General features: G+C 63.3%; 9 protein-coding genes, 1 tRNA gene and 1 riboswitch. Of the genes, 1 reads left to right on the top strand and 9 read right to left on the bottom strand.

Going from position 1 to position 13292, the window contains the following annotated elements; translation table 11 throughout:
* Nucleotides 1-84 precede the first annotated feature (84 nt).
* The 7 genes from C2L80_RS02710 to C2L80_RS02680 form a co-directional block, all read right to left on the bottom strand.
* Entirely contained in the window at nt 85-783 is a 699-nt protein-coding gene (locus C2L80_RS02710) for an HAD family hydrolase (RefSeq protein ID WP_239938669.1), read from the bottom strand.
* Nucleotides 784-860: 77 nt separating this feature from the next.
* Nucleotides 861-935: transfer RNA gene (locus C2L80_RS02705), tRNA-Gly, on the bottom strand.
* Between the two features lie 246 nt (nt 936-1181).
* On the bottom strand, nt 1182-1763 hold the full coding sequence (locus tag C2L80_RS02700; RefSeq protein WP_103262579.1) for a class I SAM-dependent methyltransferase: 582 nt from the start codon (nt 1761-1763) through the stop codon (nt 1182-1184).
* A gap of 27 nt (nt 1764-1790) precedes the next feature.
* Nucleotides 1791-2543 carry an ABC transporter ATP-binding protein gene (locus C2L80_RS02695; RefSeq protein ID WP_103262578.1) on the bottom strand — a complete coding sequence of 251 codons (753 nt, stop codon included), beginning with the start codon at nt 2541-2543 and terminating at the stop codon, nt 1791-1793.
* Entirely contained in the window at nt 2543-3604 is a 1062-nt protein-coding gene (locus C2L80_RS02690; protein WP_193602618.1) for a FecCD family ABC transporter permease, read from the bottom strand. Before C2L80_RS02690 ends, C2L80_RS02695 begins: the two co-directional genes overlap by 1 nt.
* Nucleotides 3605-3744: 140 nt before the next feature.
* Complete coding sequence (locus tag C2L80_RS02685; protein ID WP_087196859.1) at nt 3745-4887, bottom strand: ABC transporter substrate-binding protein; 1143 nt, start codon at nt 4885-4887, stop codon at nt 3745-3747.
* An 827-nt stretch (nt 4888-5714) separates the two neighbouring features.
* Entirely contained in the window at nt 5715-7055 is a 1341-nt protein-coding gene (locus C2L80_RS02680) for a coproporphyrinogen III oxidase family protein (protein WP_092197033.1), read from the bottom strand.
* A 31-nt stretch (nt 7056-7086) separates the two neighbouring features.
* A riboswitch (adenosylcobalamin-variant (AdoCbl-variant) riboswitch) is annotated at nt 7087-7187 on the bottom strand.
* Between the two features lie 322 nt (nt 7188-7509).
* Between C2L80_RS02680 and C2L80_RS02675 the strand changes: the two genes are divergently transcribed.
* On the top strand, nt 7510-7701 hold the full coding sequence (locus tag C2L80_RS02675; protein WP_092197427.1) for a hypothetical protein: 192 nt from the start codon (nt 7510-7512) through the stop codon (nt 7699-7701).
* A 584-nt stretch (nt 7702-8285) separates the two neighbouring features.
* Here C2L80_RS02675 and C2L80_RS02670 read toward each other — a convergent pair.
* Together C2L80_RS02670 and C2L80_RS02665 are read right to left on the bottom strand one after the other, a co-directional pair.
* Complete coding sequence (locus C2L80_RS02670) at nt 8286-10019, bottom strand: ABC transporter ATP-binding protein (protein ID WP_092197429.1); 1734 nt, start codon at nt 10017-10019, stop codon at nt 8286-8288.
* Nucleotides 10019-12289 (bottom strand): ABC transporter ATP-binding protein, encoded by a 2271-nt coding sequence (locus tag C2L80_RS02665; RefSeq protein WP_204600517.1) that lies wholly within the window; start codon nt 12287-12289, stop codon nt 10019-10021. Before C2L80_RS02665 ends, C2L80_RS02670 begins: the two co-directional genes overlap by 1 nt.
* Nucleotides 12290-13292: the final 1003 nt, after the last annotated feature.

Below are 13292 nucleotides of genomic sequence, written 5' to 3'. Positions count from 1 at the left end.
AAGTACGTGGCCGAGAGCGAGTGGGGCTCGAGGCGCTATCTGGACGTGACTCTGCTGGAGGGGTAGCCGCACCGGACGGCGGGCTTATGAGGCTGTCGGAAAAGTGCGCAAGATTCTTGACGGTACCTGGACGATGGCATCGGGCGCTGCCTCGAGCAGCCGCCCCTCGGTATGGTAGCCCCAGGCAACGGCGATGGAGAACACGCCGGCGTTGCGCGATACCGTTACATCTCCCGTAGAATCGCCCACGTACGCAGTGCGGGAGGGAGACGAGCCAAGCTCGCGGATGGTGCGCAGGAGGCCCGCAGGGTTGGGTTTGCGCGGGATGTCGGCGCATTCGCCGTGGGCTATGGCGAACAGGTCGGGCAAGTAGGCATCGACCACCTCGTGCACGGCTCCGTCGAACTTGTTGGAGAGCACGGCCAGCTTCGCTCCGCGCCGCTTGAGTTCAGCGATCGTTTCAGGGATGCCGTCGTAGGCCTTGGTGAGGCGGTATCCGTACGCGGGGTAGAGGGCTTTCCAGCGCCGCAGCGCGCTTTCCACGTCCTCGCTATTGGCGCCTTCGGGCACCGCTTGGTACATGAGGGCCTTCACGCCGTTGCCTACGAAGCTGAGCACCTCTTGCGGCGTCCGTTCGGGCCAGCCGCACTCGCGCAGCGTTGCGTTGGTGAGCTCCACGAGATCGGGCAGCGTATCGAGCAGCGTGCCGTCGAGGTCGAAGATGAACGTGTCCAAACAGGGCTTCTTGCTTGCTTGTTCGCGCATGGCTGCGTTATTGTCCATGTCGGCACCTCTGCCTCGATACGTTCCAATGTGCCCAAATACGAAAAATCCAAGCCGAAGCTTGGATGGGAGGTTCATGGAGCGGGTGACGGGACTCGAACCCGCGAATACAAGCTTGGGAAGCTTGGGCCTTACCACTTGGCGACACCCGCATGATGACGCATTATAGCGCAATGAGAGCATGAAACGAGAGAAAAATTGAATACTTTAAAGCTCGCGAGATCAGAGCGGTAGAGAATGTAGCCAGTGAACGCATGGGATTAGGAACGGTTTGCCGGCAGTCGTTTGATCGTTCTGAGATGGTGTCAGGAAATGATGCATGTAACGTGTTCTTCATGCTCGTGCTTTTCGGCTCGTTCGTGTTGGGCATCGGGATTGGGAAAACTCGTGCAGTTTCCTTACTTCAGCTGGCCGGCAAAGCAGTAGAAAAGCGGCGAATCCACGATGGAGTCGATTTCGAACAAACCCCGCCACGCTTCGGCCTCCTCGACTGCAGGACGGAGCACGGATGTGACGGACGCGGGCACGTTGCGATGGTGGTCGTTCATCTGCGCGCGGCCCATGCTGTGCGCCACCGTGAAGCGCCCCGCAGGTTTTACCAGGCTGGCGACGCGTTTCGCGAGCGCGTCCTTGTCGAGAAAGTGAGGATACGCGTTGTAGATGACAACGGCGTCAAAACCCTCTTCATCTTCGAACTCGACCGCGTCGCGGCACCGGAAATCGATGCGGGGCTCGTTTTCGTACTTCTTTTGGGCGATTTCTATCATGCGAGGCGCGATGTCGAGCGCAACCACCTGCGACACTCCGAGGGCGAGATAGACATCGGCCATGATACCCGTGCCGCAACCGAGATCGAGCACGCGGGAGCCGGGGCCGATGCCCGCTATGGCCGCCACCGCCCCTTGGACTGCGCTCGGTCGGTTGAACGTCTTCTCCCAATCGTCGGCGCGACTGTCGAAGTAGCGTGCGATCTCGTTCATGGAGGTTTCCTTTCTGCGATGTCGGTCTTATCGGGGGACGACGATTCTTCTGCCGTTGTATTCGATGATGTCGCTTTCCATGTTGTACACGCTCAGCATCGAACTCTCGGTGATCACTTCCGATCCTCCAAGCGCTTCGACCAATCCGTCCTTCAGCATGAGGAATCGGTCGCACCAGCGCAGGGCCAGGTTCACGTCGTGAAGGACGGCCGCTGCGGCAAGGTTCCGCGCGTCCACTTCCTCACGGACGACGCGCATGACTTCCTGCTGGTTTGCCGGATCGAGGTTGTTTGTCGGCTCGTCGAGCAAAAGCACGTCGGTTTGCTGGACGAAGGCGCGCGCCAGCACCACTTTCTGGTACTCTCCGCCCGATAGTTCGTCGATGTAGCGCAAGGCGAAGTCGGAAAGCCCCAAATCGGAAAGAACTTTGCTCACAACCGCATGGTCCTCTTCGGACGGAGCGCCTTGCATATGCGGCTTTCTGCCGAGGAGCACAGCATCGTACACCGTGAGGCGGTTGGCATGGCTATGCTGGGCGACGAGGGCGATCTTCTTCGCGCGATGCCCTCGCGGCACCTGCGAGAGCGCCGCGCCGTCAAGCAGCACTATGCCGCTGTCGGGCTTCAGCGCATCGTCGAGGCAGGCCATGAGCGTCGACTTTCCGCATCCGTTCACGCCGAGAATCGCCAGAAACGATCCGGGCTCCACCAAAGCGCTGACGGATTTCAGGATCGGACGTCCCTTGACATAGGAGTAGGCGACCTCTTTTGCCTCCAGCATCAGCGACTCACCCCTTTGAACAGCAAGTAGAGGAACATCGGCGCGCCAACAAACGAAGTGATGGCGCCGATAGGGAGGATGAGCGGTGCCACGACGGCATGCGCGACGATGTCGCTGACCAGCAGCAGTCCTGCGCCCGCGAATGCGGAGGCGGGCAGGAGGTAGCGGTAATCCGAACCGATGAAGCGGCGCATGACGTGAGGGGCCACAAGTCCAACGAAGTTGATGATGCCGCAGAACGCGATAATCGACGCAGCTGCCGCCGCGGCCACGAACATGCCGGCAAGCCGAACAGAGCGCACGTTGACGCCCAGTCCGTGGGCTGCCGCCTCGCCCGATTCCATGGCGTTGTAATTCCAGCGATTGAGGAAGAAGAACACCGCGCTTACCGCCGTCACGCACCCCATGATGGCCAGCTCGCGATACGAGACGCGGCTCAGGTCACCGAATGTCCAGAACACGACGGCTGCCACTTGGGAATCTTCGGCGAAGTACTGGATCATGGTGGTGCCCCCGGCGAACAAGGCCGACAGTGCGACGCCGGCCAGCACGATGGACTCCGGCGTCATCTCGCGCAGTCGCGAAAGGCCGAGCACCACGAGCGTCGACGCCATGGCGCCGAGAAACGCGCACACCACGGTGACGTAGGGGTTCGATGAGAACTGCACCCCTTCGTAAGCGGCCGCGCCGTTCGCTCCCAGCAGGATAATCGCCACGGACGCGCCGAACGCTGCCCCTTGCGAGATGCCCAGGGTGCTGGCCGAGGCGAGGGGGTTGCGCAGCGTGCTTTGGAACGCGCAGCCCGCCATGGCCAGCGCGACGCCACCGACAAGGGCGGTGAGCACGCGTGGCATGCGCAGGTTCCAAACGACGATGCGGTCGTATTCGTCGCCTCCGCCGAACAGCGCGAGCACGACGTCGACGACCGAAAGGTCTGCCGATCCGATGGTCATCGAGAGCGTCGCTACGCCCGCCACAAGCACCGCCAACGCAACGACGATGGCGCGCTTGTGGCGGGCGTAGCGACGATACTCGCAGTGCGGTGATCGTTTGCCGGGCATTCGCTTTGTTCGTGAGACGAGCGTCTCGGGTTCCATTGCTCCTCCGTCTCAAGAGAGCGGCCCGCGGCTGTTCGGCCGCGGGCCTTCTGGTGCAGCAACCCTAGCGAGCAGCTGCGGTTTCGTGCACGGCGTGTTGCGCGCTATGCTGCAATCGACAGCTGCTTGAAGTCCATGCCGTTTTCTTTCATGGTTTGATAGTAATCGGTGCCCAGCATGGTTTCGAACACTTCTTGGTACACGGTCTCCGCGTCGAGGTCGGAGAACTGTTCGGGAAACACGGTGAATCCGATGAAGTACGCATCGCAGATGCCCATTTCAACATTGGTGCCGTTGTAGTTGTAGGACGGCTGCGTGTACAGGTTGCCCGATTGAAACGCCGTCAGACTGTCGAAGAACTCCTGGTTGTTCGCGTAGTCCTGCTTCATGAGGTCCATGTTGCCCGCGTTGAGGAACATGAAGTCGGGGTTCCATTCTCCGATCTGCTCAAGCTCCACTTCGACGGAGCCGGCCTGCCCGATCTCGTCGGCCACGTTGATGGCGTTCACGGCCTCGAGCGGTGCGTACTGCACATAGGTGCCGCCGAAGCTTTTGGCGCCCTTGTAGTTGACCGCGCCGACGTAGCAGGTCGGTTTGTCCTCGTCGGCGATGGACGCCGTGCGGGAGTCGAGGTCTTCCTGCCATTCCTTCATTTTCGCGACCACTGCGTCGGCGTGGTCGGAAGTGCCGAGGGCTTCGCCCACCACTTCGATGGACGTGTACACGTCGTCGGAGAACAGCTGGTCTTGGTACGAGATGCCGACGACGGGAATGCCGATGGCCTCCTGCAGCTCGTCGCACTCAGCTGCGCTGCGGCTCGAGATGATGACGTCGGGATGCAGCGAGAGCAGCTCTTCGGTGTTCACGCTGGTCTCCATGAGGTGGTTGCCGTTGCTCGTTGACGGCAAGCTGGAGAAGAGCGATTCATGCGCGACCGTGTAAGGGCGCGCGGGCGAAGCTTCCGTCTCCATCTCGGTGACGGCGATGAGCTTGTCCTGGCCGCCTGCGTACACGACGAACCGCGCGCCGCTGCCCACCGTCGCCGCAGTCTCCACGCTGTCGGGAAGCTCGACCGTGCGACCATATGCATCGACAACCTGATTCGACTGCTGAGCCGGCTCCTGGGACGCCTCTCCTGTGTTCGCCGACCCTTCCGGAGTTTGCTCGGATTGCGCGCACCCCGCCAAGGTGAACGCGAGCAGCGCCGCCATCAGCCCGGTGGCGAGCGCCCGTTTCAGTTTCGCCATAGTCTCCTCCTGGTATTACGATTTCATAATTTGTAACACTATAGCAACTTAGCAACAGCAGGACTTGCGGTCAAGCCCTCTTTTGGTGGGAGGCGATCCCGGAGCGTTGAATTCGGCTTAGAAAGACGTGGTGTCGTGGTGCGAACGCCTTGCTATGTCTTGAAACTGGACACGCGCCCGCGGGGGCGCCCCTAGGGGATCGGCGAGGGCTTGCGCCGGAGGGGCTGTCGGCGAGGGCTCGCGATCACGATGCGCTGCTTGAGAGTGCTACGGTAAGGAATTCGATAATTCTGATCGATATGTTACCGATTTATCTCATTGGATGACTTAGGTTTCCATAATAGGGCCTCTTTTTGTTGTATTTACAACAAAAAGAGGGGCGAGAGAAGACTTTCATAACCTTACGATCCTTCTTTTCACCGATGACGGTAAAATATGAAATACAATTCCCAAATTTTTTACTGTAAGGGATGAAAGAGACGGTGGAAGAAGCCCCCATGCGGGGCGGGAGGGGCAAAGCGCGGGGCGTGTTTCACGTGAAACACGCCCCGCTTCGGCAGGCTTCATCCCAAAGGGTTCTTCATCGGCAGACTTCGCCACTCTAGCAGGTTCTGCCTTAGCGGGCCCACCATCTCGGCAGGTCCGTCGTCCAACAGGTCCCTCCTTGGCGGCTGTCATCCCCGCGGGTCCGTTGCCCCAACAGGTTCTGCCTCGGCGGAGCCACCAGCCCGCCATCCTGGCGGGCCCCGCCGCCTCCGGAAATGCGCTCACTGCGCGGCTTGGGGCTTTGGGGTGGGGACGCGGGCGGGGGTCGCCTCGTCCGCAGGTTACTCGTCGGTGCGCTCGTCCTCGAACAGGATGCGGCGCTCTTCGCCGGAGAGGGCGTTGCGCGCCTGCTCGCGCAGGTTGTTCATCGCGCTGAGGAATTGCCGGTACATGACCACGACGAGGTAGCGTCCGCGCGGCGTGAGCGTGAGTTGGCGGTCGTCGTCGCATTCAAACGCCCGGTTCGCTCGCATGAACGCCATTTCGATGGGTAGCCCTTGGTCGATGGTCGTGCCGAAGTCGCGCTCGAAGGCCCGCTTGTCGAGGCGCAGCTTGTACAGGTCGAGGAGGAAGCGGTAGCGCATGAGGCTCGTTGCGCTCATGACGCTTTTCCCCATGATGGACATGCGGCCCTCCGCTATGGCCTCGTTGTATTCGGATATGCTGAACGTGTTCACGTACAGCGCGTTGCCGAGATGGGTGATCGACCCGCTTCCGATGGCGGGGTAATCGACGTAGTTGGTTTGGTACTCCTCGATGCGCTCCGGATGCGTGGGCGTGGAGCCGGCGGCGTTGCGCCGCTCGTTGCGGGTGAACGTCCACAGCGTCGAGCGATGGAACAGCGGCTGCGAGCCGCCCGCCAGCACGTCGTCGACGATCTCGTAGAAGCGTCGCTCGCGGCGATAGTCCATGGCACCGAGGCGGGCGGCCATCTTCTCGATGGTGCCGTTCGAGGCGTACAGCGGTGAAAACGTGGTTTGGTGCGCGCCGCAGGTGGCCACTTTCTCCAGGTCGGCGAAGAGGATGTCCTCGGTTTGCGAGGGGAAGTTGAAGATCATGTCGACGTTGAGCGAGTCGAAGCACGGAGCAGCCTCGCCGATGCGCTCAAGGATCTCCGCGCCGCTGCCGTACTTCCGGTAGCGGTCCATCTGCTTGAGCAGTCCGTCGTCGAAGCTCTGCACGCCCACGGACAGGCGCTGCACGCGCCCCTTCATCTTCTCGAGGTAGGGCTTGGTCAGGTGGTTGGGGTTCGTCTCGACTGCCACCTCCCTGATGTTGAAATGCTGGCGGGCTACGTCAAGCGTTTCGCACAGTTCGTCGATCATGATGGTGGGCGTGCCGCCGCCCACGTAGATGCTCTCGAAGTCGTAACCCAGCTGCTCGAGCATGAGCATTTCCTTGCGCAGACTGGCGAAGTAGGGCTTCGCCACCTCCTCGCGGAAGGGGTAGCGGTTGAAGCTGCAGTACGGGCACAGCACCTGGCAGAAGGGCACATGCAGGTAGAGCATGTACGTGCGGCCGTCCTCGGCGGGCGGCATGAACCTCTCGTCGGTGGGCTTGAGGTCGAGCTGGCGCTTGGCGATGCCTTTGACGACCGCCGTGAGCATGCGTTCCGAAATCATCCGTTGTCACTCGCTTCCCAGAGTTCTCGATGACCGGCTCGGCATTCCGACTTTGCCCGACGTGCGTCGTGGCGTTTACGGTTACTGGCATAGCGCAGGATTCTCACCCGCATTCCCCGAGGCCTTGCGGTCGCCGCGTCGTCGTGGCGCGGCCCGGTCGAACCATTCACGAAACCCCATGATAGCAGATGATGCATGTGACGAAGGGATGGGGATGCTGTCATGCTGGCACGGCGCATGCGACGGAGGTGCGACGAAGGTGCGACGAAGGGACGAGGATGGTGTCACGTTTCGCGTGCGACGAAGGGGCCGGGCGCAGGGTGGGGCGCGCTGATGTTGCATTCAGGCGGTCGGGTTGTCAACGAGTCGGATGGCGAACTGTGGGTGGGGGCGGACGTGACGAGCGCGTGTGGCGCGGCGCGGAGAACGGGCGGCGCGGGGAAAGGCGGCTGCGGTGGGCGAAGCCGTGCGCGAGATGGCGCAGGGGGCGGGCGGCAGCGTGGCTCGGTTGCCGGGGTGCGGCGGTGTGATGGGACGCCCCCTTGAGAAAGCTGAGTTGCTGCAGGGGAATGTTTCACGTGAAACATTCAGCTCCTACCAGCGGAAACGCGCCGGGCGTACGCGGGACGCGTTGCGGCTGTCGTGATTTCGCGGGCGCGGGCGCGCGTGTGAAACTTACACAATCACGTAGGGTGATCCCGACAAATTGCCGCGCTCTCGCGGACGCGTGCGCGCGGTGAAAAGCGTCCGCGTGGGCTGGTTGCGTGGTCGAGCGCGGCATGGGCGTGCGGGATAGGCGAGCAATAAGGACGAGCGCGTTGGGGTGCGCCCTTGGGATGGCCGAGCCGCTGCATGCGAATGTTTCACGTGAAACATTCGCCATCGAGTTGCGCATGCCTCTGCTCGACGCAGGAGAAGTTGTGCGGACGGAGTGCGATGGGGCAAAGCGAGACGAAGGGGCGATGATGAACGAGCGCAGCGAGCTAACGCATGCCGCGAGGGTTTGCGCTTGTGGTGAGAAGGAATTCGGACAGGGCGTTGGGCGACGGGGCGTTTGGCGGCAAGGGGTGCCTGACCGTTGTCCCTGTTGTCTCGCTATCAGTGGGATCGCGCGGGCAAAGGGGTGTTTCACGTGAAACGCCCCTTTGCCGTCTGCGAACTCTCCCTGCGCTTTCCATGCTTTCGCATGCGGGCACGCTCGCTGATGCGTCGCGGCGGTGCGCCGACGCGCTATAGCGCCCACTCCGCGCTCTGGGTCTGGAGGCCCACCATGCGGGCGAACAGGCCGCCCTTCGCCATCAACTCGGCGGGGCTGCCCTGCTCGGCCACGCGGCCGCCGTCCAGCACCACCACCTTGTCGGCGCTCATGACGGTGCGCATCCGGTGGGCGATGACTATCACGGTCTTGCCGGCCAGGAGCCGCGACAGGGCCTCCTGCACCTTCGTCTCGTTCTCCACGTCGAGGCTCGCCGTGGCCTCGTCGAGCAGCACCACGGGCGCGCCCTTCAGGAGCGCCCGCGCGATGGAGATGCGCTGGCGCTCGCCGCCGGACAGGCGGCTGCCGTTCTCGCCGATCATGGTCTGGTACCCCTGAGGCATGCGCTCCACGAACTCGTCGCAGTTCGCGGCGCGCGCCGCCGCCAGCACCTCCTCGTCCGTGGCGTCGCGCCGCCCGAGGCGGATGTTGCCCATCACGGTGTCGTCGAACAGCAGCACGTCCTGGAACACCGCCGCGAAGTCGCCGAGCAGCACCTCAGGATCCACCGTGGACACGTCCACGCCGCCCACCGTGATCGTGCCCGAGCTGGCATCCCAGAAGCGCGCGGCAAGCTTGGAACACGTGGACTTGCCGGAGCCCGACGGCCCCACCAGCGCCGTGACCTCGCCCTCCTTCGCCGTGAAGGACACATCCTCCAAGACCTGTTCGCCATCGTTATAGGAAAAGCCCACGTGGTCGAACACGATGTCGTGCCCGGCCGGCTCATAGGTTTCCCCGCCCGTGGCCAACGGTTCGTCGTAGAACGACTGCATGCGCGCGCTTGCGGTCTTGGCGGCGAACAACTCCGCGATGAGCATCAGGCACTGGTCGAAGGGCGCGTAGATGCGGCTCACCACCAGCAAAAACGCGAACAGCGTCATGAAGTCGCTCGTGCCGTCCACGATGAACGCCGCGCCCGCGAGGATGGTGGTCGCCAGCCCCAGGCGCATCACCACCTGCGCGCCGTTCACGCAGATGCCCGTGAAAAGCTCGCCTTTGATGGTCTGCTTCTCGGCCGCGTCGATGTCGGCGCGGATGCCGTCCAAGTAGCGCTCCTCCTGGTTGGTGGCGCGCACCTCTCGCACGCATTCCAGCGCCTCTTGGATATCCTCGGAAACGGCAAGCCCCTTCATGCGCGTGGCGCGCATGACCGGTGCGAGGAACCGGCGCGAGCCGAACAACAGCGCCAGCCCGATGGGGCAGCTCCACAGCGCCGCGATGGCAAGCCGCCAATCGAACACCACAAGGCCCACCGCCGCGATGCCGATGGTGATGTAGGCGCCGTACAGCTCGGGCAGCACGTGGCTGTACGCATGCTCGATGGTGGCCACGTCGCCCATGATGGTTTCGGTGAGGTCCGCGAGGTCGCGCCGCCCGAAGAACGCTTGCGGCAGCTTGCGCAACCGCTCGGCCAGCCCGATACGCTGGCGGCCGCTCTCCTGGTAGATGACGCCGTACTGGTAGTGGTACGCCTTGTCTTCGGTGAAGAACAGGATGAGGATGAATGCGGCAAGTCCGATGGCGTAGGGCATGATGTCGGGCAGCGGCGCGCCCTCTGTGAGGCTCGCCACGAACTGGCTCATCGCAAGGAAGATGATGCCCATGCCGGCGAACACGACGAGGTTGGACACCGCCGTCCAAATGGCGCCGAGCTTGACGTTTCTCACGCCCTCGTCCGTGAGGGCGTATTTCTCCTTGATCGACATTATGCCTCACCCCCTTCCGAGTCCGAAGCCCCTCGGTGCGTTGCCTCGGCGCGTCGCTGCGGGCTTACGTATGCCGATGCGCTGCGTTCTTGCGAGTACGCCGATCCGTCGCACTCTGAGCCTTCGGACGCGTTAACGGTGACCGGAGCAGCCGTCTTGCCGCTCGTGTCCGACGTAATCCTCCATGCGACCGCCTGCTCGTAATCTGCCCACATGCGAGCGTACAGGCCGCCTTTGGCAAGAAGTTCGTCGTGGGTGCCCTGCTCGGCGACCCGCCCGTGTTCAAGCACCACGATGAGGTCGGCGTTGCGCACGGTGGAGAGCCGGTGCGCGATCATGAGGACCGTGCGGGGCTCGCCCCCGCTCCCGCGCGCCAAGCGGCCGAACGCCGCTTGGATTTTCGCCTCGTTCTCGGGGTCGGCGAACGCGGTGGCCTCGTCCAGCACCACCACCGGCGCGTCCTTCAGGATGGCGCGCGCCAGCATGAGGCGCTGCACCTCGCCGCCGGAGAGGTAGACGCCGTCCGCGCCCACCACGGTGTCGATGCCCTGCGGCAGCTTCTCCACGATGTCGTCGCACTGGGCAGCGGAGAGCGCCGCCAGCACCTCCTCGCGCGTAGCCTCGGGGCGAGCGGCGCGCACGTTCTCCAAAACGCTCTGCTTGAACAGGCGGTTCGCCTGGAACACGAAGGCGACGCGCCCCATGAGGTCGTGCGGGTCGATTTCGCGCACGTCCACGCCGCCGAGCCTCACCGCGCCCCCGCTCACGTCCCAGAACCGGGGCACCAGGCTCGCGGCCGTGGTCTTGCCGCCGCCCGAGGGCCCCACGAGCGCCACCGTGGCCCCCGCGGGCACCTCGAAGCTCACGTGCGAGAGCGCGGGTTCCTCGGCGCCCTCGTAGGTGAAGCTCACGTCGTCGAACGCGATGGCGTTGCCCGCCGGAACCTTGGGCGCGGCGGGTGCCTCGATGACGGGCGCGGCCAGCACCGAGTTCACGCGGTTCATGGCGTCGGTGCTTGTCTGCACGGCGTCGGAGATGAACATCACGCGCGTCATCGCCGTGGGGATGATGGCAGAGAAGATGGTGTAGAACGCGAAGTTGGCCAGGAATGCGCCCAGGCTCTGCTCGCCGGGGGCGAGCAGGATGGCCGTCGGCACGAGGAACACCACCACGCCGTTGATGAACGTGAGCGAGAGCGCTTGCGGCTTCTGGCACCACTTCACGGCGTAGTCCTGTGCCAGCTGCGTGAAGTCTTGGATGGCGTCGTGGAACGCCTTGAACGAGTACACCGTCTGCTGGAACACCTTCACCACGGGGATGCCGCGCACGTACTCGGTGCCCGTCTTGTTCATGCGTACGAGCGATTCCTGGTACTTCGTCATGAAGTCCATGCCGCGCCCGCCCATCATCTTCATCATGCACAGCATCGAGATGACGACCGCCGCGAGGCAGGCGAGCCCGAGGCGCCAGTCGAACACGAAGAACATGACGAGCATGCCGAGGATCATGGCGACCGATCCCGCCGTGTCGGGCAGCTTATGGGCGAGCAGCCCTTCCGTGGATGCCGCGCAGCCGTCCACCACGCGCCGCAGCGCGCCGCTCGCGTGTGTGTCGAAGTAGCCGAGCGACGTGCGCATGAGGTGTTCGGTGGTTTGCTTGCGCATGTTCGACGCGCAGCGGAACGCCGCGAGGTGGGTGCACATGAGCCCCGCGAAGTACAAGAGGATGGAAAGCACCGCGAACCCGAGGGCCCACCAGCCGTACACCGCGATGTTCGCGGCCGCGCCCCAGTTCGGGGCGACGGCTATCAGGTCGCGCGCCACGAACCAGATGCAGATGTACGGCCCGAAGCTCACGAGCATCGAGATGGCCGACAGCGCGCAGCCCACGTAGGTGAGCGCCTTGCGCGGGCCGGCGAAGTCCAGCAGCTGCGCGATGGGGTTGCGCGCCTTCGGGGGTTTGCCGCCGTTCGGGGTTTGGCTGCGTGACGGTGCGCTGTGCGAAGGTTGGTCGTGTGGGGACTGCTCGTGCGGGGACTGTCCGCGCGAAGTCGCGCTGCGCGACGATACGCTGCGCGCCGTGTGAGGCGCGGCTGCTGGCGGCGCTGCGCCCTGCGCGGCCGTGGCAGCTGCAGCTGCCGCCGTTGGTGCGGCTGCTGGAGATGTCGATTCGGGTACTGCCGGCTGCTTTTCCGTACTGTCGGGCGCGGGAGGGTCGGCCGATGCGCCAGGCGCTTTCGACGCGGCGGCCACCTCCTCTTCCTTCTCCATAGTGCTTCCTTTCGCTTTGGCGATGTTGTTAGATAAACCTAACTTACTCCTTGGAGAAGGCGAGTGCAAGGGGAAATATGCAAGAGCGGCTACGAGGAGCGAACGCCGGAAAAACGGGCTTCCGTTGCGCTCGGGTGCTGCCTGCGGAGGAGGGTGCGGGCGCTTGGTCGTACGGGACAGCGTTGCACCGTTGGAGAGAAGGCGGCGGGAAAGGCGAATGTTTCACGTGAAACATTCGCCTGTGATCTGCGAATACCCGAGCATGGCACAGCGAGGGTTGCGATCAGGAGGGTGAACCTTGTGTAAGGGCGCTGGGGTGTCAGCGTGACAAAAGGGCGGGGATGCTGTCACGTCCAGGTTGGTGGATTTTCGGCGAGGCGCGCATGGCGTAGCCCGAAGGGCGAGAAGGGAGCGCCTCGTCTGCCTTTGTGAGGGGGGCGAAGCGGCACGTGCGCGCGGGATTGTGGGACAACGTTGCGCTTGCCGTGAGAAAGACGAGGAAGGGCGGTCGTTTCCCATGAAGCATTCGCCCGTGATCGGCGAACACTCGAGCATGATGCAGCGAAAGGCGCGAGCGAGAGGACGCGGGGCGGCCCGTCGGCAAAAGGCCCGGGTGGGAGAGTGTGACAAAAGGACGGGATGCTGTCACATCCAGGTTGTCGGATTCCGACGAGGCGCAGGGCGCGGCTCGCGAGGGAGGACGTGCGCACCGATTAGCCATGCGCGCCTCAGGCGGCCCGTCAAACGCCTTCTCTGACAGGTGCGGTAAAAATCCACAAGTTTTCTGACGATATTTTACCGTTTTGGCTACGGAAGGCGGCTACGGATGCGATTTTCATGCGGTTTCGGTAAACTATCTTGAATTTGTACCGAATTTCTTACCGTTTGGGGGGTTCGCGGCAGGCTATCGCGCCTTTGGGTGCCTAATCCGGTAAAATATCGTCGAAAAGTTGTGAATCCGTTACCGTAGGCGATCCGATTCGCGGTTTGCAAATCTGTCGCC

It is taken from the genome of Rubneribacter badeniensis (assembly GCF_002899695.1).
Lineage (GTDB): Bacteria > Actinomycetota > Coriobacteriia > Coriobacteriales > Eggerthellaceae > Rubneribacter > Rubneribacter badeniensis.
The sequence above is the reverse complement of the archived record's forward strand: the minus strand, read 5'-3'. Positions and strand labels throughout refer to the sequence as shown.